Annotated in this window: 22 protein-coding genes; 13 read left to right on the top strand and 9 right to left on the bottom strand. The window is 66.9% G+C overall.

All coding sequences use genetic code 11. The annotated features are described in order from the left end of the window. The 5 genes from HNO51_RS06735 to HNO51_RS06715 all read left to right on the top strand — a co-directional run bounded on the left by HNO51_RS06735 (nucleotide 1) and on the right by HNO51_RS06715 (nucleotide 5,006). Nucleotides 1-564, top strand: coding sequence for a cob(I)yrinic acid a,c-diamide adenosyltransferase (locus HNO51_RS06735; protein WP_197450307.1), 564 nt, complete (start codon nucleotides 1-3; stop codon nucleotides 562-564). Nucleotides 565-665: 101 nt separating this feature from the next. Further along, nucleotides 666-1,838: a cupin domain-containing protein gene (locus HNO51_RS06730; RefSeq protein ID WP_197450306.1), complete on the top strand. Its 1,173-nt coding sequence runs from the start codon at nucleotides 666-668 to the stop codon at nucleotides 1,836-1,838. Between the two features lie 3 nt (nucleotides 1,839-1,841). Continuing rightward, the gene (locus HNO51_RS06725; RefSeq protein ID WP_197450305.1) at nucleotides 1,842-2,276 is read left to right on the top strand and encodes a GNAT family N-acetyltransferase; all 435 of its coding nucleotides are present in this window, start codon (nucleotides 1,842-1,844) and stop codon (nucleotides 2,274-2,276) included. Nucleotides 2,277-2,663: 387 nt separating this feature from the next. Beyond that, complete coding sequence (locus HNO51_RS06720) at nucleotides 2,664-4,259, top strand: isocitrate lyase (RefSeq protein WP_209538803.1); 1,596 nt, start codon at nucleotides 2,664-2,666, stop codon at nucleotides 4,257-4,259. A gap of 279 nt (nucleotides 4,260-4,538) precedes the next feature. After that, nucleotides 4,539-5,006 carry an outer membrane lipoprotein gene (locus HNO51_RS06715; RefSeq protein WP_197450303.1) on the top strand — a complete coding sequence of 156 codons (468 nt, stop codon included), beginning with the start codon at nucleotides 4,539-4,541 and terminating at the stop codon, nucleotides 5,004-5,006. Nucleotides 5,007-5,119: 113 nt separating this feature from the next. Here the strand turns inward: HNO51_RS06715 and HNO51_RS06710 are convergent, their stop codons facing one another. Then, nucleotides 5,120-5,404 (bottom strand): hypothetical protein, encoded by a 285-nt coding sequence (locus HNO51_RS06710; RefSeq protein WP_197450302.1) that lies wholly within the window; start codon nucleotides 5,402-5,404, stop codon nucleotides 5,120-5,122. 209 nt (nucleotides 5,405-5,613) lie between these two features. Here HNO51_RS06710 and HNO51_RS06705 point away from each other — a divergent pair, with 209 nt between their 5' ends. Beyond that, nucleotides 5,614-6,096 carry an FKBP-type peptidyl-prolyl cis-trans isomerase gene (locus HNO51_RS06705; RefSeq protein WP_197450301.1) on the top strand — a complete coding sequence of 161 codons (483 nt, stop codon included), beginning with the start codon at nucleotides 5,614-5,616 and terminating at the stop codon, nucleotides 6,094-6,096. Nucleotides 6,097-6,186: 90 nt separating this feature from the next. On the opposite strand, the gene HNO51_RS06700 is transcribed toward HNO51_RS06705, so the two are convergent. Continuing rightward, on the bottom strand, nucleotides 6,187-6,813 hold the full coding sequence (locus tag HNO51_RS06700) for a CDP-alcohol phosphatidyltransferase family protein (protein ID WP_197450300.1): 627 nt from the start codon (nucleotides 6,811-6,813) through the stop codon (nucleotides 6,187-6,189). Then, nucleotides 6,806-9,040, bottom strand: a complete 2,235-nt coding sequence (locus HNO51_RS06695; protein WP_209538802.1) for an FAD-dependent oxidoreductase — start codon at nucleotides 9,038-9,040, stop codon at nucleotides 6,806-6,808. The genes HNO51_RS06700 and HNO51_RS06695 overlap by 8 nt, the downstream gene beginning before the upstream one ends. Before the next feature lie 108 nt (nucleotides 9,041-9,148). Between HNO51_RS06695 and msrA the strand changes: the two genes are divergently transcribed. After that, a complete protein-coding gene (gene msrA, locus HNO51_RS06690) occupies nucleotides 9,149-9,769 on the top strand; it encodes a peptide-methionine (S)-S-oxide reductase MsrA (protein WP_234283522.1) in 621 nt (206 codons plus the stop codon). Here the strand turns inward: msrA and HNO51_RS06685 are convergent. Next, nucleotides 9,755-10,957: an MFS transporter gene (locus HNO51_RS06685; protein ID WP_209538801.1), complete on the bottom strand. Its 1,203-nt coding sequence runs from the start codon at nucleotides 10,955-10,957 to the stop codon at nucleotides 9,755-9,757. The two genes, msrA and HNO51_RS06685, sit on opposite strands and share 15 nt — an antisense overlap. A gap of 109 nt (nucleotides 10,958-11,066) precedes the next feature. Here HNO51_RS06685 and HNO51_RS06680 point away from each other — a divergent pair, with 109 nt between their 5' ends. Beyond that, nucleotides 11,067-11,954: a LysR family transcriptional regulator gene (locus HNO51_RS06680; RefSeq protein WP_197450297.1), complete on the top strand. Its 888-nt coding sequence runs from the start codon at nucleotides 11,067-11,069 to the stop codon at nucleotides 11,952-11,954. An 83-nt stretch (nucleotides 11,955-12,037) separates the two neighbouring features. Here the strand turns inward: HNO51_RS06680 and HNO51_RS06675 are convergent, their stop codons facing one another. Then, entirely contained in the window at nucleotides 12,038-12,574 is a 537-nt protein-coding gene (locus HNO51_RS06675) for a C40 family peptidase (RefSeq protein ID WP_422674261.1), read from the bottom strand. 319 nt (nucleotides 12,575-12,893) lie between these two features. Further along, nucleotides 12,894-15,359, bottom strand: coding sequence for a DUF1266 domain-containing protein (locus HNO51_RS06670; protein WP_209538800.1), 2,466 nt, complete (start codon nucleotides 15,357-15,359; stop codon nucleotides 12,894-12,896). Between the two features lie 203 nt (nucleotides 15,360-15,562). On the opposite strand from HNO51_RS06670, the gene HNO51_RS06665 reads away from it, so the two are divergent. Both HNO51_RS06665 and gabT read left to right on the top strand, forming a co-directional pair. After that, nucleotides 15,563-17,008 (top strand): NAD-dependent succinate-semialdehyde dehydrogenase, encoded by a 1,446-nt coding sequence (locus tag HNO51_RS06665; protein WP_209538799.1) that lies wholly within the window; start codon nucleotides 15,563-15,565, stop codon nucleotides 17,006-17,008. Between the two features lie 33 nt (nucleotides 17,009-17,041). Then, nucleotides 17,042-18,334 (top strand): 4-aminobutyrate--2-oxoglutarate transaminase, encoded by a 1,293-nt coding sequence (gabT, locus tag HNO51_RS06660; RefSeq protein WP_197450294.1) that lies wholly within the window; start codon nucleotides 17,042-17,044, stop codon nucleotides 18,332-18,334. An 82-nt stretch (nucleotides 18,335-18,416) separates the two neighbouring features. Here gabT and katE read toward each other — a convergent pair whose 3' ends face one another. Next, complete coding sequence (gene katE, locus HNO51_RS06655) at nucleotides 18,417-20,567, bottom strand: catalase HPII (protein ID WP_197450293.1); 2,151 nt, start codon at nucleotides 20,565-20,567, stop codon at nucleotides 18,417-18,419. Between the two features lie 217 nt (nucleotides 20,568-20,784). On the opposite strand from katE, the gene HNO51_RS06650 reads away from it, so the two are divergent. Then, on the top strand, nucleotides 20,785-21,465 hold the full coding sequence (locus HNO51_RS06650; RefSeq protein ID WP_234283523.1) for a hypothetical protein: 681 nt from the start codon (nucleotides 20,785-20,787) through the stop codon (nucleotides 21,463-21,465). Between the two features lie 68 nt (nucleotides 21,466-21,533). Here HNO51_RS06650 and HNO51_RS06645 read toward each other — a convergent pair whose 3' ends face one another. Together HNO51_RS06645 and HNO51_RS06640 are read right to left on the bottom strand one after the other, a co-directional pair. Then, a complete protein-coding gene (locus HNO51_RS06645; RefSeq protein ID WP_197450292.1) occupies nucleotides 21,534-21,776 on the bottom strand; it encodes a GlsB/YeaQ/YmgE family stress response membrane protein in 243 nt (80 codons plus the stop codon). A gap of 85 nt (nucleotides 21,777-21,861) precedes the next feature. Beyond that, nucleotides 21,862-22,416, bottom strand: a complete 555-nt coding sequence (locus tag HNO51_RS06640; protein WP_197450291.1) for a DUF924 family protein — start codon at nucleotides 22,414-22,416, stop codon at nucleotides 21,862-21,864. 82 nt (nucleotides 22,417-22,498) lie between these two features. Here HNO51_RS06640 and HNO51_RS06635 point away from each other — a divergent pair, with 82 nt between their 5' ends. After that, complete coding sequence (locus tag HNO51_RS06635) at nucleotides 22,499-22,678, top strand: hypothetical protein (protein ID WP_197450290.1); 180 nt, start codon at nucleotides 22,499-22,501, stop codon at nucleotides 22,676-22,678. A 95-nt stretch (nucleotides 22,679-22,773) separates the two neighbouring features. Next, nucleotides 22,774-23,769, top strand: coding sequence for a GlxA family transcriptional regulator (locus tag HNO51_RS06630; RefSeq protein WP_197450289.1), 996 nt, complete (start codon nucleotides 22,774-22,776; stop codon nucleotides 23,767-23,769). The last annotated feature ends 4 nt before the right edge of the window (nucleotides 23,770-23,773 follow it).

Raw genomic sequence — 23,773 nt, 5'->3', positions numbered from 1 at the left:
ATGGTCAAGCTGACCAAGATCTACACCCGCACCGGCGACAGGGGCGACACCGGCCTCGGCGACGGCACGCGCGTGGCCAAGCACGACCCGCGCGTCGAGGCCTTCGGCAGCGTGGACGAGAGCAACGCCGTCATCGGCCTGGCTCAGCTTCACGCCGAGGGCGAGCTGCACGACCTGCTGGCCCGAGTACAGAACGACCTGTTCGACGTCGGCGCCGACCTGTGCACGCCGGAGCAGGAGGCGCCGGCGTACCCGCCGCTGCGGGTCACGACGGCCCAGGTGGAGTATCTCGAGGGCAGAATCGACGCCTGCAACGCCGAGCTCGCCACCCTGCGCTCCTTCATCCTGCCGGGCGGTACGCCGCTGGCCGCTCACCTGCACCTGGCGCGCACCGTGGTCCGACGCGCCGAACGCGAGGTCACGGCACTGATGACCGGGCAGACGGTCAACCCCGAGGTGCTGCGCTACCTCAACCGGCTCTCCGACCTGCTGTTCGTGCTCGCGCGGCGGGCCAACGGCAACGGCGAGCGCGACGTGCTTTGGGTGCCCGGCGCCAACCGCTGAGCCCCGCACGCCGCGATACGCTACCATTATCCCTTTCCCCCGCAGGGCCGCCAACGGCGCCCCTGCGGCTCTTCGTGCCTTCTGCCGAATAGCGAGACACCATGCCAAGCAACGCCCCTCTCAGCCTGCTCGGTGGCCTCACGCCTGCCGAGTTCCTGCGTGACTACTGGCAGCGCCAGCCGCTGCTGATCCGCGGTGCCCTTGACGACTTCGAGAGCCCTCTCGACCCCGACGAACTGGCCGGGCTCGCCTGCGAGGAGGGCGTCGAGGCACGCCTGGTGGAAGAGGCAGGACCCGACGGCCCGTGGCAGGTCAGCCATGGCCCCTTCGACGAGGCCGTGTTCGGCGAGCTGCCCGAGCGCGACTGGACCCTGCTGGTGCAGGCCGTGGACCACTACGTGCCCGAGGTGGCCGAACTGCTCGACCATTTCGATTTCCTGCCGCGCTGGCGGCTCGACGACGTCATGATCAGCTACGCCCCGCCGGGTGGCAGCGTCGGCCCCCACGTCGACCAGTACGACGTGTTCCTGATCCAGGGCCTCGGCAGGCGTCGCTGGCAGCTCGGCGGCAAGGTGTCCGACGACGCCCCGATCATTCCCGGCATCGATCTGCGCATCCTCGAGCGCTTCGAGGTCGAACCCGGCGACGACTGGGTGCTGGAGCCGGGTGACATGCTCTACCTGCCACCGGGCTGGGCGCATCACGGCATCAGCCAGTCCGACGACTGCATGACCTACTCGGTGGGTTTCCGCGCGCCTTCGGCGGACGAAGCGATCACTTCCTTCGCCGACTACCTCGGCGAGCAGTTGCCCCCCTCGCTGCGCTACGCCGATGCCGGCATGGCGCCGCCCGCCGACCCGACGGAGCTCGACGATGCCGCGCTCGAGCGCATGCGCCACCTGATCCTGGCCACCCTCGACGACCCGGTCCAGCTCGCCCAGTGGTTCGGCCGGGTGATGACCCAGCCCAAGTACGTCGACCAGTTGGTGCCCAGCGAGGCCCCGACGGACGTCGATGAGCTTGTCGCCTTACTACAGGAGGGGGAGGAACTCCTGCGCAGCCCCGGCTCGCGCTTCGCCTGGCGTGCCCTGGGCGAGCATCGCGCCACCCTCTTCGCCGACGGCGACGGAGTCGAATGCACCCTGCCCTTGGCTCGGGCCGTGGCCTCGGAGACTCCTCTCGATGCTGAACTACTGGCGCACGAGGGAGCCGCCGAGCTGTTTGCCACATTGCTCGATGCCGGCAGCCTGACCTGGCCCGACGAGGAGGAGTAACGCGTGGACGACCCCATCGAGATACACGAAGGCAGTTGGGCCGAGCTCGGTGACCAGGCCGGCGAGATCCGCCGCGTGGTCTTCATCGAGGAGCAGCAGGTGCCCCTGGAAGAGGAGTGGGACGGTCGCGACGACGCGTGCCGCCACTTCCTCGCCCTGCGCGGCGAGGCGCCCCTCGGCACCGCCCGGCTGCTGCCCGACGGGCATATCGGCCGTGTGGCCGTGCTGCGCGAAGCGCGCGGCCTGGGCGTCGGCGCGGCGCTGATGCGGGCCGCCATCGAGGCGGCGCACCGCCTGGGTCATGACCGGGTCGAACTGGCCGCCCAGACCCATGCCCTCGCCTTCTACGAGAACCTGGGCTTCGTGGCGTTCGGCGAGGTCTTCCTCGACGCCGGAATTCCGCACCGCAACATGCGCCTTACCCTGAAAGATCGTTAGTGGCCCAAGCTTCCTTCCGGCGAAATTCGACTACAGGAAAAGGTGCCGAACGTTTGCTCCTGTAGTCGAACTACAACCCTTCTTTCCCCCAAGTGATGATTGTCCAGGCCAGGAGGCACGGGCATAGTGGTGTCATGACAGCGTTAAAACACCTGTTCGGTAGCAAGCGAAAAAACTCCCGACCCGATCCGTTTTAACGCCGACTCGGATTCGACCAAGGCCGTAGAGACAATCCCTGTCAGCTGGTTGAATCTGGTAACACTTCGCAGCTGCAGCATAACCCGGCCCGGCCGGCCCGATGCAGCTTCAAGCGACCGACGAGGCAGCGAGCGCCGCCGCATGGCAATCGAAGCCGACGACCCCACCTCAGATCGGAAGGATGGCACCATGTCATACAAAGACGACATCAAGGCACTGGCTCAACTGCGCGAGGCCCAGCAGGGCAAGTGGGCGAGCATCAGCCCCGAGAATGCCGCCCGCATGCGCGCCCAGAACCGCTTCAAGACCGGTCTCGACATCGCCCGCTACACCGCCAAGATCATGCGTGAGGACATGGCCGCCTACGACGCCGACAGCGCCCAGTACACCCAGTCGCTGGGCTGCTGGCACGGCTTCATCGGCCAGCAGAAGCTGATCTCGATCAAGAAGCACTTCGGCACCACCAAGCGCCGCTACCTCTACCTCTCCGGCTGGATGGTCGCCGCCCTGCGCTCCGAGTTCGGCCCGCTGCCCGACCAGTCCATGCATGAGAAGACCAGCGTGCCGAGCCTGATCGAGGAGCTCTACACCTTCCTGCGTCAGGCCGATGCCTGGGAGCTCAACCACCTGTTCCGTGACCTGGAAGCCGCCCAGAAGGCGGGTGACAAGGCCAAGGCCGACGAACTGATCGCCAAGATCGACAGCCACGAGACCCACGTGGTGCCGATCATCGCCGATATCGATGCCGGTTTCGGCAACGCCGAGGCCACCTATCTGCTGGCCAAGAAGATGATCGAAGCGGGCGCCTGCTGCATCCAGCTCGAGAACCAGGTTTCCGACGAGAAGCAGTGCGGCCACCAGGACGGCAAGGTCACCGTGCCTCACGAGGACTTCCTGGCCAAGATCAATGCCGTGCGCTACGCCTTCCTCGAGCTGGGCGTGGAAGACGGCGTGATAGTCGCCCGCACCGACTCCCTGGGCGCCGGACTGACCCAGAAGATCGCCGTGACCAAGGAGCCGGGCGACCTGGGCGACCAGTACAACAGCTTCCTCGATGGCGACGAGATCACCTCCGCCTCCGACATCGACAACGGCGACGTGGTGATCAAGCAGAACGGCAAGCTGGTCAAGGTCAAGCGCCTGGCCTCCGGCCTCTACCAGTTCAAGCCGGGTACCGGCGAGGACCGCGTGGTGCTGGACTGCATCACCAGCCTGCAGAACGGCGCCGACCTGCTGTGGATCGAGACCGAGAAGCCCCACGTCGGCCAGATCGCCAGTATGGTCAACCGCATCCGCGAAGTGGTGCCGGACGCCAAGCTGGTCTACAACAACTCGCCCTCGTTCAACTGGACCCTGAACTTCCGCCAGCAGGTGTTCGACGCCTGGGAGAAGGAAGGCAAGGACGTCTCCGCCTACGATCGCGCCAAGCTGATGAGCGCCGAGTACGACGACACCGAGCTTGGCAAGCTGGCCGACGAATGGACGCAGAACTTCCAGCGCGACGCCTCGCGCGAAGCCGGCATCTTCCACCACCTGATCACGCTGCCGACCTACCACACCGCCGCCCTGTCCACCGACAACCTGGCCAAGGGCTACTTCGGCGACGAGGGCATGCTGGCCTACGTGGCGGGCGTACAGCGCCGCGAGATCCGCGAAGGCATCGCCACCGTCAAGCACCAGGACATGGCCGGCTCCAACATCGGCGACGACCACAAGGAGTTCTTCCACGGCGAAGCGGCACTCAAGGCCGGCGGCAAGGACAACACCATGAACCAGTTCGGCTGAGCATGGCGACACGGTAGAACGACTGGAACCCTTGGGAGGCCTCGCGCCTCCCTTTTTTCGTCATGGCCCTGCTCTATATTCTGCTCGCCACCCGGCCGGAAACGGGGGCGTCACATCTTCCTTGTTTTTTGCCGACTTTGACGCAGCGAAGCACGGCACCCCGTCATCCAGTGCTGGTCAAATGTGGCATGGCTGGTTAAGCTAGTTAGCAAACACTGTTTCCATAACCCGGTAACGGCGATGCCACAGGACGGGCATGCCTTGCCTCAGGAGGTGTACATGAAGCGTCTTGTTCCCGTGCTGGCCATTGGCATGTTGACCCTGGCCGGCTGTGCCAACACCTCGACCATGGGCGGTGACGTCTACCGCGGCAACCAGGCCGGAACCGCCCAGACCGTGACCTTCGGCACCATCACCGCGCTGCGCCAGGTGCAGATCCAGGCCGACAGCCGCATGGGCGGCATCATCGGCACCGGCGGCGGGGCCGTGATCGGCGGGCTGCTCGGCAACCAGGTGGGCGGCGGTTCGGGCCGCCAGCTGGCCACCGCCGCGGGCGTCATCGGCGGCGCCGTGGCGGGTAGCGCCGCAGAGGAGTCGGCCAACCGCGTGCGCGCCTGGGAAATGGAGATTCGACGTGACGACGGCCAGAACGTCGTGATCGTGCAGAAAGCCGATCGCCCCTATCAGGTCGGCCAGCGCGTGCGCATGATCGGCAGCGGCGCCAACGTCAGCGTGGCGCCTTACTGAGTCTGGCTGCACGAGGGCCGCTACAGCCCCCGTCGCGAAAATACGAGAGGGCCCGCAGCCTGCTGCGGGCCCTCTCTACATGTCGGCCGCCAATCCAGGCGGCCAGCCGCTTCTCAGTGGAAGTTGGCCTTGCCCATGGCCCAGCCGGCCACCTTCTTGACGATCAACGCCAACACGGCAATGACGATCGCGGTGAGCAGCATGTCGATGGGGCGCACCAGCGTCGTGGCACCCAGCACGGCGAGCGCCACGGACCAGACCCAGCGGTTGTCGTCGTCGCTCTTGATGACGCGCGGGATCACCTTGTTCAAACCAGCGCTGACGGACGTCTCCCACATCTTGATGCTGAAGAACAGGATGAGGACAAAGGCAATCAACCAGATCACGATTTCGGTCATGGATTCGCTCCAGGCAGAGGTTGGCTAGGATCGGACAGGAAAGGAATCCCGCTAGGGTAGCCGTGGGGCCATGAGGGCGCAACCACGCCAAAAGGCGTGAATGACGCTCAGGGCAAGGCTCGGCAAGCTGAAAAAAACGCATCCCCCCTGACAGTGCGGATGTCGCGCGTTACCATAGTGTCTACATGCTCTCACCGAAAGGTTCATCAATGCAGATTGCGCAGAATTCCGTTGTCGCGTTCCACTATACCCTGACCAACGATGCAGGTGAGGTGCTGGACAGTTCGGAAGGCCGTCAGCCGCTGACCTATCTCCACGGCGCCGGCAACATCATTCCCGGGCTCGAGAAACAGCTCGAAGGCCGTGAGGCCGGCGAGAAGCTTAACGTGACCGTCTCTCCCGAAGAGGGCTACGGCGAGGTTCAACCCCAGCTCGTCCAGGAAGTGCCGCGTGACGCCTTCCAGGGCGTCGAGTCCGTGGAACCGGGCATGCAGTTCCAGGCCCAGACCCAGGGCGGCCCGCTGATGGTCACCGTGACCAAGGTGGAAGGCGATACCGTGACGGTCGACGGTAACCATCCGCTGGCCGGGCAGAAGCTCAACTTCGACGTCGAGATCTCCAACGTGCGCGAAGCCAGCCAGGAAGAGATCGAGCACGGCCACGTGCACGGTGAAGGCGGCGTCGAGCACTGAGTCGTCGAGTCCTCGTGCGAGCGGTTCCGAAGGGGCAGCCAAGGCTGCCCCTTCTGTCGTTCGGGTCCTGGCCTATGGGCTCGGCGGCGCCTAACCCTTCACCTCGAGGCCGCGCAGGGTGCGATAGCCTCCCCATAGCCGGGTGAAGGTGGTGATCAGGCAGGCGACGGCGAAGAGCGTGGCCAGCCAGGCGAAGTGACTCGGCAGCAGGCAGAAGAGCACGAAGGCCAGGATGGTCTCGGTACCCTCGGTCAGGCCGTGCAGATAGTAGAAGGCCTTCTGCTGGAAGCGCGGGCGCTCGAGTCCGTGGCGGGTCGCCATGATGGCGAAGGCCAGGAACGAGGTGCCGGTGCCGATGAAGGCGAACAGTAGGAAGGCCGCTGCCAGCGCATTGGCATCCGGGTCGGCCAGCGCGAAGCCGAGCACCACGGCCGCATAGAAGACGAAGTCGAGGCCGATGTCGAGAAAGCCGCCGGCATCGCTGGCACGGCCCGCGAGCCGGGCCAGGGCGCCGTCCACCCCGTCACCCAGGCGATTGAGAAGGATCGCCACCAGCGCCGCCAGGTACCACTCCAGGGCCAACAGCGGCAGGCTGAGCATGCCGATGCCGAAGGCCACCAGGGTGACCTGGTCGGGCCGGGTTCCCCAGCGCATGAGTCGCCGGGCGATGAGCGCCAGCGGCGCCTGCGTCAGCGGCATGGCCCAGCGGTCAAGCATCCTGCCTCCTCGTCTCCCCCTTGGTCTCCCGTGGTGTCTCGGCCCCCGCCGCCACGGCTCCCCGGCGCCAGGCGAAGTATTTCTCGAGCCAGCCCAGCAGACGCTCGGGCTTGTGGGCGTTCTTCCATACTCCTGCCGTGGCCTTGGCCGCCTCCGACCAGGTGGGATAGGGGTGCACCGTCCCCAGCAGCTTGTTCAGGCCGAGGCCGTGGGTCATCGCCAGGGTGAACTCGGCCAGCAGCTCGCCGGCGCCCTGCCCCACCACGCTCGCCCCGAGGATGCGATCCTTTCCCGGCACCGTCAGTACCTTGACGAAACCCTCGGCCCGGCCCTCGGCGATGGCGCGGTCCAACTCTGCCAGTTCATAGCGGGTCACCTCGAAGTCGATGCCGCGGGCGCGCGCCTCGCCCTCGCTGAGCCCCACCCGCGCCACCTCCGGCTCGGTGTAGGTCACTGCCGGCAGCGCCCGGTAGCTGACGCGGAAGCGCTTGAGCTCGCCGAACAGCGCATTCACCGCGGCATGCCAGGCCTGGTGGCCGCTGGCGTGGGTCAACTGGAAGGGGCCGGCCACGTCGCCGCAGGCCCAGACGTTGGGCAGCACGCTCTGCAGGCTCTCGTCAACGGCCAGGGTGCCGTCCGCACGCGTTTCGACGCCCAACGCCTCGAGCCCCATGCCGGCCACATTGGCCTGGCGCCCCACCGCGACCAGCAGGCGATCGAAGGGCAGCCGATGCACTTCGGCTTCGCCCGAGGCCAGGCGACGCTCCACCTCCAGCGCATGGCCACCATCGGCATCCGCGTTCGGTACCACGCGCACGGCGCGGGTGTCGAGCCATAGCTCCAGCCCATCCTGCTCGAGCCGCAACCGCAGCGTATCGGCAGCATCGTGGTCCTCGCGGGGCAGCAGCTGGGGCCCCATCTCGACCAGACTCACCCGGCTGCCCAGGCGGGCGAAGCTCTGGCCCAGCTCGCAGCCGATGGGGCCGCCGCCCAGCACCACCAGCCGCTCTGGCAGGGCCTCGAGCTGCCACAGATTGTCTGACGTCAGGATCTCAATGGCCTCGAGCCCGGGCAAGGGCGGCACCTTCGGCCGCGCCCCACTGGCGATGATCACGTGCCGCGTGGTGAGCACTCGCTCGCCCGTATCGCCGTTCACGCATACCCGCCACGGATCCAGGAGACGGGCCTCGCCGGCCAGTACCTCGACGCCGAGCCCCTCGTAGCGCTCACGGCTGTCGTGGGGTTCCACCTGGCGTATGGCACGCTGCACGTGCGCCATCACCGCGCCGAAATCGACCTGCGGCTCGCCGGCATGGATACCATAGCGGCCGGCTCCGCGAATGTCTTCGGCTACCCGTGAGGCGCGGATCAGCGCCTTCGACGGTACGCAGCCGGTGTTCAGGCAGTCGCCGCCCAGCCGGTCACGCTCCACCAGCACCACTCGCGCTTTCACTGCCGCCGCTATGTAGCTTGCCACCAGCCCCGCCGAGCCGCCGCCGATCACCACGATGTCGTAGTCAAAGCGCGCCGGGCGGCGGTAGCGGCGCGCCAGGCGCCGACGCTTGGCAATGGCCACCAGGCCGCGAGCCAGCCATGGAAACAGGCCGATCAGCACGAACGAGCCGATCAGTCCCGGCGAGAGGACGCCGGAGAGCGATTGCAGGTTGCCGAGTTCGCGCCCGGCATTCACGTAGACCGCCGTGCCCGGCAGCATGCCCAGCTGGCTGACCCAATAGAAGGTCCACAGGCGCATGCGCGTCAGCCCCACTACCAGGTTGATGACGAAGAAGGGAAACAGCGGGATCAGGCGTAAGGTGAAGAGGTAAAAGGCGCCTTCGCGGCGGATCCCGGCATTGATGCGCTCGAGTTGCACGGCAAAGCGCCTCTCCAACGGCCCCCGGGCCAGGGTTCGGGCGATCAGGGCGGCCAGGGTGGCGCCCAGGGTGCTGGCAAAGGAGATGATCAGAAGCCCCCAGCCGAGCCCGAACAGCGCGCCGCCGAGCAGGGTCAACAGCGTGGCACCGGGCAGCGACAGCGCCGCCATGATCACGTAGAAGAGAAAGAAACCGCCCACCACCGTGAGCGGATCATCGGCCAGCCAGGCCTGGAAGCGCACCTGCTCGGCCTGCAGGTTGGCCAGCGTCAGCGCCTCGTTGGCACCGCTGAGAAAGTAGGCGGCTACGATGGCGACCAGTACCAGTACGAGCAGTAGACGACGATGCCTCACGGGCGACTCCCGGGATTGGAGGTACACTTTAAACAGAGGTTATACGGAACCTGTGTCGTCGGACAGCTTCCAACCTTACACTCTGCAACGCCAGCAACGAGGTGGGTCATGATGATCGGGAAACGCAACATCTTGCCGTGGATACCGTTTCTACTGGTGATGCCCGTCGGCAAGGGCCTCGCGGACGAAGCGACGGCCAGCGCCGTGTTCGGCGGTGGCTGCTTCTGGTGCGTGGAGGAGGCCTTCGACAAGGTCGAGGGCGTGGTCTCGACCACGTCCGGGTTCAGCGGCGGCCACCTCGAGAACCCCAGCTACCGCCAGGTGGTCGACGGCGACACGGGACACGCCGAAGTGGTTCGGGTGGAGTACGACCCCGCCGAGGTCGACTACGCCGAACTGCTGCACGTGTTCTGGCGCAACGTCGATCCCTTTGCCGTCGATCGCCAGTTCTGCGACAAGGGCGAGAGCTACCGCAGCGTGATCTATACCGCCAGCGCGGAGGAGCGCGAACTGGCCGAGGCCACGCGCGCCGAACTCGCCGAGCGCTTCGACAGGGAGATCGTCACCGAGATCAGCGATTTCGAGGCGTTCTATCCCGCCGAGGAGTCCCATCAGGACTACTACCGCAAGAATCCCGTGCGCTACAACTTCTACAAGTCGGCCTGCGGCCGCGAGGAGCGCCTGAAGGAGATCTGGGGCGACGAGGCTGGCGGCCTAGCGGGCCATTGACACCCGCCCCGGACAGCGTTCGCTGCGCCATAGCCACAGCGCGATGGCGAGCGTGACGCCGAGCAGCAGCCAGGAGCCGATGGCCACGCCGAACCAGCCCCCGCGCTGCCAGAACGGCTCGAGCCAGAAACCGCCGAGACTCGCCCCCAGATAGTAGAAGACCAGGTAGAGCGCCGAGGCGCTGCCCCGCGCCCGCTGCGCCTGGCGGCCGACCCAGCTCGAGGCCATGGAGTGGGCCAGGAAGAAGCCTACCGCGTTGATGGTCAGCCCGGCGACGATCCAGGCCAGAGAATCCGCCAGGGTGATCAGGGTGCCGCCCATCAGGATCAGCACCCCCAGCGCCATGCAGGCCGGCTGGCTGAGTTGCCGCGTCAGGCGGCCCGAGAGTGCCGAGCTCAGGGTACCGCCCAGGTAGGTGAGGAAGATCATGCCCAGCCATCGGGCGCCCAGCCCGAACGGAGCATCGGCCAGGCGGAAGGTGATGTAGCTGTACTGGTTGATGAAGATCAGGAAGTTGATGCCACCCAGCAGGTAGGCGGCCAACAGCAGCGGGTGGCGCAGGTGCCCGCCCAGGTCCGCCAGGGCACCGCGCAGCTCGAAGCGGCGCGGCGTGAACTGACGCGGCGCCGGCAGCAGCTTCCAGAACAGCGCCACCCCGGCCAGGGTCACCAGGCCCACCGTCAGGAAGCCGGCGCCGGCCCCGCCGATCTCGCCGACGCCACCGCCGATCAGCCGCCCGCCGATGCCGCCCAGAGTATTGGCCCCGATGTAGAGGCCTACGGCCGCCATCAGCGCCGGGCGGTCGAACTCGTCGCCCATCCAGGCAATGGCCACCGCCGGCAACCCACCGAGCACGAAGCCCTGCACCAGGCGCACCGCCAGCAGCGTCTCGAAAGTGGGGGCGAAGGCCAGTGCCAGCGAGCACAGCCCGGCGAGCAGCAGCGTCACGCGCATGATCCCGCCGCGGCCGATGGCGTCGGACAGCGGGCCGAAGACCAGCAGCGCGCCGGCGAGCGACAGCGTGGCGACCGACATGACCAGGCTGACCCCCAGGGTCGACACGCCATACAGCTGACGCAGCTCCGGCAGCAGCGGCTGCGGCGCGTAGAGGTTGACGAAGACCAGGATGGAGCCGAGGCAGAGCGCCAGGGTGGCGCGCCACCAGGCGCGGGAGCGAGCGACGATCATGCGACCACCTGAGCGGAATGGAGCTGTCGGACATGATCGGGCATGGCTTATGATAAGCCAAACAGAATTAAACGATGGCTACCATCTGCTCAGCTTATCGAGGAGCACCATGTCCCTCCCCTTCGACCTGCGTGCCCTGCGGGTCTTCGTCACCGTCGCCGACCGAGCCGGCTTCAGCGCCGCGGCTCGCGAGCTCCACGTGGCCCAGTCGGCGGTCAGCCAGACCATCGCCAACCTCGAGCGCCAGCTGGAGCTGACGCTGTTCCACCGCCACGAGCGACGCATCGCGCTGACGCCCGAGGGCACGGCTCTGTATGCCCACGCCCGAGAGCTGCTGACGCGCGCCGAGACCGCCCAACTGGCCATGCGCGAGCTGCATGGGCTGGTCAAGGGCGAAGTTCGCATCGGCATACCCTCGATGCTCGGCTCCTACTACTTCCCGCCACTGCTGATGGGATTCAAGGCGCGCCATCCGGGCATTCGTCTGACCGTGGTGGAGGCCGGCGCGCGGCGCTTGCAGAGCATGATTGCCGGCGGCGAGCTGGACCTCGGCGTGGTCATCGACGACGACCAGAGCCGCCATCTGGAACGGCGCCACCTGACGCGGGAGGAGATGGTGGTCTGCGTGCCGCGCTCGCACCCCTTTGCGCGGCGCAGCCGCGTGAATGCCTCCGAGTTCTTCCAGGAGCCGCTGGTGCTGTTCCAGGACGGTTACTTTCATCGTGAGTTCGTCGACGCGCTCTCACGCCAGACCGGCCTAGCCGCCAACATCGCCTTCCAGTCGAACCTGATCCCCCTGACCAAGGCGATCGTGCGCCAGGGCTTCGGCATCACCACCTTCCTGCGCCGGGTGGTCGACGAGCCGGAGCTGGCCGCGGTCTCCTTCGACACCCCGGCCTGGCTCGACCTGTCGCTGGCCTGGGCGCGGGACGCCTACCTGTCGCGGGCGGAAAGCGCCTTCGTGGAGTACGTCATCGCCCATCGCGAAGTCTTGTGAGAGCGAAGCGCCAGCGCTGACGCGTCTTTAACGCTAGCGAGCGATGGATGGGAACTGGGCAGAGCGCCGAGCGCAGGCGCTTCTCAGCCTTCGTCGGGCTCGATGACGCGCTGCGCCAGGGTGGTGGGCTCCAGGGTCCGGCGCGCCTGCCAGTAGTAGCGCTGCCAGTAGCTGTTGTCGAGCTCGGAGAGCATCACCCCCTGTGAGGTGGAGGCGTGCAGAAAATAGCCGTCGCCGACGTAGATGCCAACGTGGTCGTAGCGCCCCGGCGGGCGGAAGAAGACCAGATCGCCAATCTGCAGCTCATCGCGGGAAATTTGCGTGCCCTCTCGCACCTGCTCGCCGGTGGAGCGCGGCAGCTGCAGGCGGAAGGTTTCGCTGAAGATGGCCTGGACCAGCGCGGAGCAGTCGATCCCGTTGCGGCCGGTGCCGCCAATCCGGTAGGGCGTGCCGGCCCAGCGCTCGTGCTGCGCCAGCAGCGCCTCGCGCACCAGCTCGGGCGGCGGATTGTGCAGGCTGCTCACGCGCAGGATGGGGTTGTCCACCGGGGACATCATCGGGTTGGAGGAAGACGACATGCCGGGTAGCTGTCGTGCAAAGTAGTCGTCCGGCGCTTCCAGCGACGATGTCGATGGCCCTGCACAACCGGACAGCAACGCCAGCGACATACCGAGCACAGCGATACGACTCGATCCCGTGGCCAACATCTTGCAAGGTCCTCTATCCCTGAGCCGCACGCACTCCCGGGTCGGGCGACAAGCCCTACCTGCTACTCGGGGAGGATCGCTGTGGCAGTGGTGCCTGGCCATTTCGCTGCCCGTACCACTGCCAGAGCGGCCTTGCGCCGGCTCGCGACGATTATTCACGTGAAGGCTTCCCTCAGGAAGCCATCTCATCAAACTCGCTGACTATAAACCACACTTCCTGATCAGGGCGAGCCTAATGTAGCGTCTTGACGTCGCCCGGTAGCGTGTCGATATGCATCGGCGCCCAGTGGCGCGGCCTGGCACCGGGGAAATCCAGGCTCGCCCAGGGGCCGGCCAGCGGCGGTGCTCCCGAGAGCCACGCGACCAGGGCCTGGCGAAAGCCGTCGAGGAAGCTCTTGCGCTCGGAGGTCTCGCCCATGAAGAAGGAGAACCCGGCGTAGAGGCCGCGGGCGTACGCCTCCCAACTGCCGTAGTGTTCTGCCGCCAGCGCATGGGCGCGCTCCAGCACACGGCTGAAAGCGGTGCCATCCAGCCAGCCGAGCTGGCGCCCGGCAATCGCCAGGTCCACCGCCTGGGCCACGTCCCAGGCGGTCATGTCCAGTTCGTTGCAGCCATCGGTGTTGTCGCGCACCCGCTGCAGGCGCAGCAGGTGGGTGCGATCCTCCTCGCTGCAGTCGCCGCTCTCCAGCATGGCGATCTCCGAGGCCAGCCGCTGGGTATTGAGCGTATAGGGAGCGTAATTGATCTGGTACTCCTGGCGGTCGCCCGCCTCGAGCAGGAAATCGAGGAACTCGTGCAGTTCGGCTTCGCCGTGCAGGCCGTAGTGGCCATCGATCCACTCGCGAATCGAGACCGCTTCTCGCTCGCTCTCGACGTGCGGCTCGCTCCAGGCGGCACTGTTGAGCGGGCCCACCAGCGCCATGGCGGTGAAGCGCGACAGTGTCGGGCGCGGGCCGGGCTCGCGCCACTGGGACGAATGCCAGTCGAGCCAATGAAACGGACTCCCCGGATCGTCCAGGTGCCAGCGGATCTCGTTGATCAGCGGCGGATGCTCGCCTTCCGGCAACAGGCGCTCCCACTGCGACCAGGCCTCAAGTAGACGACGGGCATCGGGGTAGAAGCGACACAGCGTGCCGCGCAGCGCCTCGGCCAGGGCCTCCAGCGCCTCGCCATCGAATGCCTCGCTGTCCATGGCCATCTGGAGATAGAAGGCGTACTTCTCGGCCATGTGGATGGTCGCCGCATGGCGGCTGCCCTGCTTCAGCGCCACGAGGCTTTCCCGATCTTCAGCTTCGGGCCGCCCAAACGGGGTGGTGGCGGCGGGCAGAGCGCCGTGGGCGGCGTCGGCCGCCAGCTGGTTGAGATGGTGCGCCTGGGCCGGCAGCCAGTAGCGAGCCAGCGCCTCCACGCCCTCGTCGGGGTGGAGCCCGAGAGTCTCGTCGAGGTAGCGCAGGGCCTCGCCACGCCGCTCGACGGCAACCGCCACGGGAGGCCCCTGGCGCATGCCGAACTCGGGCTCGCGCACCGAGGCCAGCGCCAGCACCCAGTGCCGCGGCGGGCGCCGCCAGGCCAGGATCGAACGCCGCGATGACTCCCGCTCCTCCTCGCTCAGCAGCTGTTGCAGCGGTGCCCGCCAGGGGCTGACGGGCGAGTTGAGCAGAAGATTCCAGTCCCGCTGCATGTCGGGCAATCGATCCTGCCCCTCGAACAGGCTGCAGCCGCGCTGATAGGCCCGCGCCAGCGCCGACCAGTCGCTGTAACGGCGCAGCACCAGGTCGGCGCCATGGCTGGCGAAATCGCGGGCCTCGGTCACGTCGAGCCAGCCCGCACAGGCACCGGCCCAGGCCAGGTCGACCAGCCGCAGCCAGTCCCAGGCAGCCCATTCCAGCGGCTCACCGCGCTCGATGAAGGCCAGCAGCACCCGGCCGTAGTCGCGCTCGGCGCTGGCGAGCCCGTCGAGCCAGGCCTGGCGTTCGTCGCCCGAGGCCGCCAGCAGGCGCGTGGCATCGAGATCCCAGCCTTGGCGATGGCCATAGCCCGCCAGCCACAGCAGGCTCTGCACCAGCCCCGCGCGGTCGTCGATCTGCCAGTAGCGCCACAGCCACTCCTTGGCATCGGGCCAATCCACCTCGCCAGGCGGCACTTCCACCACCGGGGCAAAGGCCGCCCGCAGGCGCCAGCCATGGGCGTGGGGCGCATCGGGCCAGAGCGAGAGGGATTTGTCCTGGCGCTGCAGGGCTACCCACTCGGTCAGGGTGTCCCAGGTCACGCCCTCTCCGTCACGTTCGAGCACGGCCAACGCCTCGCAGGCCTCCCAGAAGCCGTCGTCTCCGCGCACCCAGCCCTCGGCACTCTTGGCGTGTCGCAGCGCCCCGAGCCAGCTCTCCAGGTTGGGGTATTGGCGAGTGATCTCGTCGGTCAAGCGCACCAGCCAGTTGCGCAGACGCGATTCGCTGAGCCAGCCAGCCGATCCTGCCAGGGCGAGCAGCTCGAGCGCCGCCAACAAGCGTGCCGGGTCGGCAGTGCCGGTGCCAAAGGCCTCGACCAGACGCCAGCCCAGCTCACCGCGATCGCTGACGCCCAGCGCCTGCAACCTGGCGCTGGCCGCCCGGACCTCGATCGTGTCGGGTTCGGGCTCGAAGGCCCAGTCGCACAGGACCAGCTGTTGAGCCCACCAGGCGTAAAGGGGATCGACCAAGTCTCACCTCGACGTTCAACCACAGAGAATGATGCAGCACTGCCGCACCGGGGAAATCGGCGCCTAGTGTAGCGGAAAGCGCGGCGCACGCCGATGGCTCTAGGCGGCAAAAAAAGCATTGCGGGCCGGCGAGCGGAGGCTTGGCGAAACGTTTTAAATAATGCACACTCGCCAAACAAGATAATCAACACCCCGGAGCCTCCATGTCACTTCCTGCCGAGATCTTCATCGACAAGGCCTATATCGACGGCCAGTGGTGCGACGCCGAGCGCCGCTTCAGCGTGACCAACCCCGCTACCGGCGAGACGCTGGCCCGCGTGCCCGACCTCACCGCGGACGATGCCCGCACTGCCGTGGCCGCGGCCGAAGCGGCCTGGCCGGCCTGGCGCCGCCTGCCGGCCAAGCAGCGCGCCTCCCTGCTGCGCGCCTGGTTCGACGCTATCATGGCCCATCGGGAACCGCTGGCGCGGCTGATGACGCTCGAGCAGGGCAAGCCGCTGGCCGAGTCCCGCGGCGAGGTGGCCTACGGCGCGTCGTTCGTCGAGTTCTATGCCGAGGAGGCCAAGCGCATGGCGGGCGAGACCCTGCCGAGCCACGGTGCCGACAAGCGTATCCTGGTCTTTCGCGAGCCGATCGGCGTGGTCGCGGCCATCACCCCGTGGAACTTCCCGCTGGCGATGATCACGCGCAAGTGCGCCCCGGCACTCGCTGCCGGCTGCCCGGTGGTGATCAAGCCCGCCGAGGCCACGCCGCTGACCGCTCTGGCGCTGGCCAGGCTGGCCGAGGACGTCGGCTTCCCCGCCGGCGTACTCAACGTGGTCACGGCGAGCCGCCCCGCCGAGATCGGCGAGGTGCTGACCACCGATCCGCGGGTGCGCAAGGTCTCCTTCACCGGCTCCACGCCGGTGGGCAAGAGGCTGCTCGCCCAGTGCGCCGGCACGGTCAAGAAGGCCTCCATGGAACTCGGCGGCAACGCGCCCTTCATCGTCTTCGACGATGCCGACCTGGACGCCGCGGTCGAGGGGGCGGTGGCATCGAAGTACCGCAACTCCGGCCAGACCTGCGTGTGCACCAACCGCCTGCTCGTCCAGTCCGGCGTGTATGACGCCTTCGTCGACAAGCTTGCCGCCCGCGTCGCTCAACTCAAGGTCGGCAATGGCCTCGACGACGGCGTGGTGCAGGGGCCACTGATCAACCCTGCCGCGGTGGACAAGGTCCAGTCCCACATCGCCGACGCCCTGGAGAAGGGCGGCCGGCTGGTGTGCGGCGGCGAGCCCCATGCACTCGGCGGCACCTTCTTCCAGCCCACGGTGATCGCCGACGTCACCGACGCGATGCGCGTGGCCCGCGAGGAGACATTCGGCCCACTGGCGCCGGTATTCCGCTTCGACAGCGACGACCAGGCCATTGCCATGGCCAATGCCACCGAATTCGGCCTGGCGGCCTATTTCTACGCCCGCGACTACCGCCGTATCTGGCATGTCATGGAGGGGCTGGAATATGGCATGGTGGCGGTCAACGAGGGCATTCTCTCCACCGAGCTGGCGCCCTTCGGCGGCGTCAAGGAGTCGGGCCTGGGACGCGAGGGCTCGCATCACGGCCTGGATGAATTCACTGAACTAAAATACGTCTGTGTCGGCGGCCTTTGATCGCCCGCAACGTCCAAGCAGAAGGGAGGCAAGATGAACAACGCACAGCTCAACGAACTCAAGCAGCGCTACGTGGCCAACGGCGCCGCCAGCCCCGCCACCCAGTTCGCCGACCGCGCCGAGAACGCGCTGATCTGGGACGCCGATGGCAATCGTATCATCGACTTCGCCGGCGGCATCGGCGTGCTCAACATCGGCCACCGCCATCCCAAGGTGGTGGAAGCGGTCAAGGCCCAGCTCGACCGCGTGATGCACACCTGCCAGACCGTGATGCCCTACGAGGGCTACGTCAAGGTGGCCGAGCGCCTGAGCCAGGTCACGCCCGTGCGTGGACACGCCAAGGTGATGCTGGCCAACTCCGGCGCCGAGGCGCTGGAGAACGCGGTCAAGATCGCCCGCGCCGCCACCGGCAAGAACAACGTGATCTGCTTCGACGGCGGCTACCACGGCCGCACCTTCATGACCATGGCCATGAACGGCAAGGTCGCGCCCTACGCCAGCGACTTCGGCAGCATGCCGGGCAACGTCTTCCGCGCCCCCTATCCGGTGCCCTACCACGGCGTCAGCGAGGACGAGGCGATCCGCGGCCTGAAGATGGCGATCAAGACCGACGCCAATCCCCGCGACACCGCCGCCATCGTGCTCGAGCCGGTGCTCGGCGAAGGCGGTTTCTACCCGGCCCCGGCCAGCTTCCTCAAGGCGATCCGCGAAATCTGCGACGAGCACGGCATGCTGATGATCGTCGACGAGGTGCAGTCGGGCTTCGGCCGTACCGGCAAGCTGTTCGCCATCGAGCACAGCGGCGTCGAGCCGGACATCATCACCATGGCCAAGAGCATGGCCGACGGCATGCCGATCTCCGCCGTGGTGGGTACCGACCGGGTGATGGACGCCTCCGGCCCCAACTCGCTGGGCGGCACCTATACCGGCAACCCGCTCTCCTGCGCGGCCACCCTGGCGGTGCTCGACGTGTTCGAGGAAGAGAACATTCTCGAGAAGAGCATGGCCCTGGGCGACAAGCTGGCCAAGCGTTTCAGCCAGTGGCAGAGCGACTTCGACTGCGTCGACAACGCCCGCCACATGGGCGCCATGGCGGCCATCGACCTGGTATCGGACAAGAGCCAACACACGCCTGATGCCGACCTGGCCGCCGCGCTGTGCAAGAAGGCCCGCGAGAAGGGGCTGATCCTGCTCTCCTGCGGTCTCTACGGCAATACCATCCGCTTCCTGATGCCGGTCACCATCGAGGACGAGATCCTCGAGGAAGGCCTGGACATCGTCGAAGCCGCGCTCAAGGAGCTGGTCGGCAGCAAGGCCACCGCCTGATCTTGCGTGCAGTAAAAAATACGCCCGCCGGCAGTCGATGCCGGCGGGCGTTTTCACGAGTGTCGTCGAGCGCTATAGGCTATCAGGCTGGAATATCATTCGCTTTTGCGTCACGTGCCCATACCCGATGCTGCCCCATGGCGTCGCGCAGCGGCGCGAAGACATCGTCCACCGTGGCAGCGGTCAGCACGCCCTCCTCGCCGGTGGGCACGTCCGCCGCATCCAGCAGCAGCTTGCCCTCGCCCACGGCGGCGATCGCCTTGAGGTGCTTGTAGGCCTCCTGCACGTAGTAGCGCCCCTGCCCCGACCGAGCCAGCGCATCCACGCTGTCGCTGCCGCCGGGCACGACCACCGCATCCACCGCCACCGAGGGCATGCCGTTGAGCATGGCATCGGGCGTCACGCTATTACCGCCAGCCGCCGTTACCGGCGCCATGCTCGGCGCGATCACCATACCTTGGGCGCCTTCGGCCTCGAGCGCTTTCTTGAGCGCTTCGACCTGATCGCCATTGACTCCGTTAGCCACCAGGATCGCCACCTTGCGGTACCTGATATTGCCGGGCAGGCGCGCCATCAGGCTCAGTGCGGGCGACTCCAGCTGCGAGCTCTTGCCCAGTTCCTCGGGCGGCGCCGGCTTGGTGCTCGGCGCCTCGATACCGTGGTTCTCACCGACCCGGCGGGCCAGCTCGAGATCGATATTGGGCAGGATCTCCCTGATCACGCGCTCGCGGATCCAGGGGCGCTGCACCTTGGAGAGCTCGAAGGTGTAGGCGGCGATGATGTGCTCCTTCTCCACCTCGGTCTGGCTGTTCCAGAACAGCGTGGCCTGGGAGTAGTGATCGCCGAACGACGGGCTGCGGGCGCGAATCTTGCGGCCATCGACGCGCTCCTGATAGGACTCGAAGCCGCCGTTTTCGGGCGCCGCCGGGGTCTCGCTGGGCCAGCCGCCGTCGATGGAGTTGGGCTCGTAGGAGGCCTGGCCCTTGTTGATGGTCTGGCGGTGCATCGCGTCGCGCTGGTTGTTGTGGAACGGGCACACCGGCTGGTTGATCGGGATCTCGTGGAAGTTGGGCCCGCCCAGGCGCAGCATCTGCGTATCGAGGTAGGAGAACAACCGGCCCTGCAGCAGCGGGTCGTTGCTGAAATCGATGCCCGGCACCACGTGGGCCGGGTTGAAGGCGACCTGCTCGGTCTCGGCAAAATAGTTGTCGGGGTTGCGGTTGAGCACCATCTTGCCGATCGGCGTGACCGGCACCTGCTCTTCGGGAATGATCTTGGTCGGATCGAGGAGGTCGAAGTCGAAGCTGTGCTCGTCCTCCTCCTCGACCACCTGGATGCCGAGTTCGTACTCCAGGAAGTCGCCGTTCTCGATGTCCTCCCACATCATGCGGCGGTTGAAATCGGGGTCGCGCCCCCATAGCTTCTGCGCCTCATCCCAGATCAGCGAACAGGTGCCGGCCAGCGGCTTCCAGTGGAATTTGACGAAGCGCGCCTTGCCCTGCCGGTCGATCAGGCGGAAGGTGTGAACGCCGAAGCCCTCCATGTTGCGGTAGTGGCGCGGGAAGGCGCGGTCGGACATGGTCCACAGCACCATGTGGGTCGATTCCGGCATCAGCGAGACAAAGTCCCAGAAGGTGTCGTGGGCCGATTGTCCCTGGGGGATCTCGTTGTGCGGCTCAGGCTTCACCGCATGGACGAAGTCGGGGAACTTGATCGCATCCTGGATGAAGAATACCGGCATGTCGTTGCCCACCAGGTCCCAGTTGCCCTCGTCGGTATAGAACTTGGTGGCGAAGCCGCGCACGTCGCGCACGGTGTCGTTGGAGCCGCGCGAGCCCTGGACGGTGGAGAAGCGCACGAACACCGGCGTCTTCTTCGCGGGGTCTTGGAACAGGCTCGCCTTGGAATACTGAGCGGCGTTGTCGTAGGGCTGGAAATAGCCGTGCGCCGCCGCGCCGCGGGCGTGCACGATGCGTTCGGGGATGCGCTCGTTGTCGAAGTGGTTGAGCTTCTCGCGGAAGATGAAGTCCTCGAGCAGCGTCGGCCCCCGCTCGCCCGCCTTCAACGAGTTGTGGTTGTCGGCAATGCGGGTGCCGTGGTTGGTGCGCAGGTCGTGGCCGGTGGCATCGCTGCGATACTGCTCCAGGCTGTCCGACTTGCTCTTCGCGTCGGTCTTGAAGCCGGTGTCGTTGGGTTTGCCGCTGTTGGGCGTGGTGTAGGGATTGTTCGCCATGCTCGTGCTCCTTCAGCCAGTGTGGATCCTTCCTCCCTCGTGTACGTGGCGCTCCGCCTGAAAGGTAGCCCCGCCCTCGTGGGTCGCCAATCGCCTCAGGCTATAGCAACAAAAGAAAACATTAATCGGGTTATGCCCCGTCCGGTGGCGGTCGATACTGGTTAGCCGAACGAGGCGGCGCGCCGCCACGAGCCATGGCAAACCGAGGAGCGAGTCGATGAAAAGGATGACGACCACCGGCCTGATCGCCCTGTGCCTGCTGGGCACGAGCCAGGCGCATGCGCAGGATGGCCGCATGACGCTGGGTGCCGTTGCCGGCACCACCGGCGCGGGCGCCGACCTGGCGTGGCGCTTCAGCGAACGCCTGGGCGTCTCTGCCCGCTATACCGGCGGGCTGGACTGGAACACCGACTACCGCACCGACGACGTCGACTATGACGGTGACGTCAACCTGGCGGCCAGCAAGCTGACGCTGGACTATTACCCCTTCGCCAGCGGTTTCTTCCTCAGCGCCGGCCTCATGCTGCCCGATATCGATGCCGACGTGGTGGGCCGGCCACGCAATGGGTCCTATGCTTTCAATGGCCGCACCTACGATGCCGAACTCTTGGGTACCCTGCATGGCAAGGCGACCCTCGTCGACGGCGTACAGCCCTACGCCGGCCTCGGCTGGCGTCAGGCGCATCGCAGCGGCTTCGGCGTCTTCGCCGAGATCGGCGTGATCCCCACCGATCCGGACGTGTCGCTGAGAACCTCGGAGGGATTCGAAGACATGGACAATCCGCTGTCGGCCCAGCTGCGTCAAGAGATCCGCCAGGAGGAGCAGCGTCTCGAGGACGAAGCCAACGAGTGGCCGATCTACCCGGTGGCGGTCGTGGGGGTGAGCTACACCTTCTGATGCCACACTCATCACGAACGAATCGGCCCGGGCAACTGCCCGGGCCGATTCGTCTCATGCCACCGAAACTAGGATTGTCGGATCTTGGAAATGATCCATAGCAGCACTACCGCCCCCACCGTGGCCGTGACCAGCGAGCCGATGAAGCCGCCGGCCTGGAGCCCCAGCAGGCGGAACAGGAAACCGCCGATCACCGCCCCGACGATGCCCACGCCGATATTGGGCAGAATGCCGAAGCCGCCGCCGCGCATGATGTTGCCGGCGATCCAGCCGGCCAGCCCACCGATGATCAGCCAGGCGATAAGTCCCATGTCGTCTCTCCTCTCCTTTTGATCGATGCGGTCTCGATTGAGCACCTCGATAGTGCCTGAGCGCGACTTTCCTGCAAAGCGTAGCTCAGAACGACGAACCGGGCTGCTCCAGGAACGCCAGCTCCTCCTCGCTCGACTCCCGCCCCAGGATGGCGTTGCGGTGCGGATAGCGGCCGAAGCGCAGCAGAATGTCGCGGTGCAGGTGCTCGTAGCGCAGGTTGTCCTCGAGCCCGGGCTGGTCGAACAGCCGCAGCGCTTCGCCGTGGATCGCCAGCGACTCGCTGTGCATGTAGGGCATGTAGAAAAAGCGACGCCAGCCGACCTCCAGCTCGCGGTCGCAGCCCTGGGCCACGGCCTCCTGGGCCAGCACCAGCGCCATGGCATCCTGGGCGAAGGCGCGTGAATCGTCGCGGAAGAGGTTGCGCGAGAACTGGTCGAGCACCAGGATCTCGGCCAGCCGTCCGCGGGGTGTATCGCGCCATTGCCACAGCTCGCCGGCCGCCGCCGCATCGTGCAGGGCGGCGAAGCGATCGCGGATCGTCCCGTCGAGCCCGGCATCCTTGCGAAACCACTGGGCCGGCTCGAGCTCCTCGAACCAGAAGGCGATGACCGCATCGCGGTCGGGCAGTCTCGCGTCCATGTCGTGTCCTCGTCGCGTGGGCTGCTGATATCATGCCCCTGCACTTCGCGTTTTTCACCTTTCACGCGCCACGGGAGCTGCCATGACGCCCATGCTCGGCATGTTCACCTTCGTCTTCAATCTCGTCGGCCTGGTGATCTGCCTCGTCGGTCTGACGCTCGCCCAGCGCTTGGAGAAACGCTGGCCGGGCTATGTCCTGGCCGGGCTGGGCTTCTTCATTGCCACGATACCGATCTGGGCCCAGTGGCTGATGGCAGCATGACCCGCCACCGATCATGTCCTTATCGGTGGGATATTCGTCGTTGCAGACCTGCCCCGCTCGGTCGAGACTGAGCCTGACTCGTCGTGGGGATCGTCATGTCGCGCACCGTCGTCCTTCTCGCCTACCCTGACTGCCAGCTGCTGGATATCAGCGGCCCCTGGCAGGTCTTCGCCTCGGCCAACGACGTGAGCGGACGGCCGCTCTACCGTCTGCACCTCGCCGCCGATGCGCCGGGCAGCGTGGCGACCAACGGTGGCCTGCCGCTGCAGGCCGACATCGCCTGGCGCGAGCTCTCCGCTGTCGGACCCGTGGACACGCTGCTGGTGGCAGGGGGGCGTGGCGTACTGGCGCAGCAGCAGCATACGGGGCTGCTCGATGCCCTGGGCGAACAGTCACGGCGAGTACGCCGGCTGGGGTCGATCTGCACCGGCGCCTTCCTGCTCGCCGCGGCCGGCCTGCTGGAGGGACGCCAGGCCACGACCCACTGGCGACACTGCGCCCAGCTGGCCAGCGAGTATCCCACGATCCAAGTTGTGCCCGACGCGCTCTACGTCGAGTCGGCGGGACGCTTCACCAGTGCCGGGGTCACCGCCGGCATCGATCTGGCCCTGTCGCTGCTCGAGGCCGACCACGGTAGCGACCTGGCCGGGCGGGTCGCTCGCGAGCTGGTACTGTTCCTGCGCCGACCCGGCGGCCAATCCCAGTTCAGCGAGGTGCTGGCCAGCCAGCACCGCACGAGGGGCTCGCTGCGTCGCCTGCTCGACCGCATCCACGCCGACCCCGCCGCGCCGTACAGGCTGGAGACGCTGGCAGAGTCTATCGGGGTCACACCGCGACACTTGTCGCGCCTATTTCGCCAGCAGCTCGCCACCACGCCAGGCGCCTACCTGACCCGCCTGCGGCTGGAGCAGGCCCGCCAGGCGTTGGTCGCCAGCGAGCAAGCGCCGCCGCTGGAGCGCCTGGCCCGCCAGTGGCGGTTGGGTGGCGCAGAGCAACTGCGACGATTGTTCCAGCGCCACTACGGCGTTTCCCCCACTCTGTACTATCAACGCTTCGGCCCCGGCGGCCGAGCTTTGCCCACTTTCCGCTGAGGAA

The sequence above is a fragment of the Billgrantia sulfidoxydans genome (assembly GCF_017868775.1).
Lineage (GTDB): Bacteria > Pseudomonadota > Gammaproteobacteria > Pseudomonadales > Halomonadaceae > Halomonas > Halomonas sulfidoxydans.
Note: the sequence above shows the minus strand (reverse complement) of the source record. Positions and strands in the feature narration are given on the sequence as shown.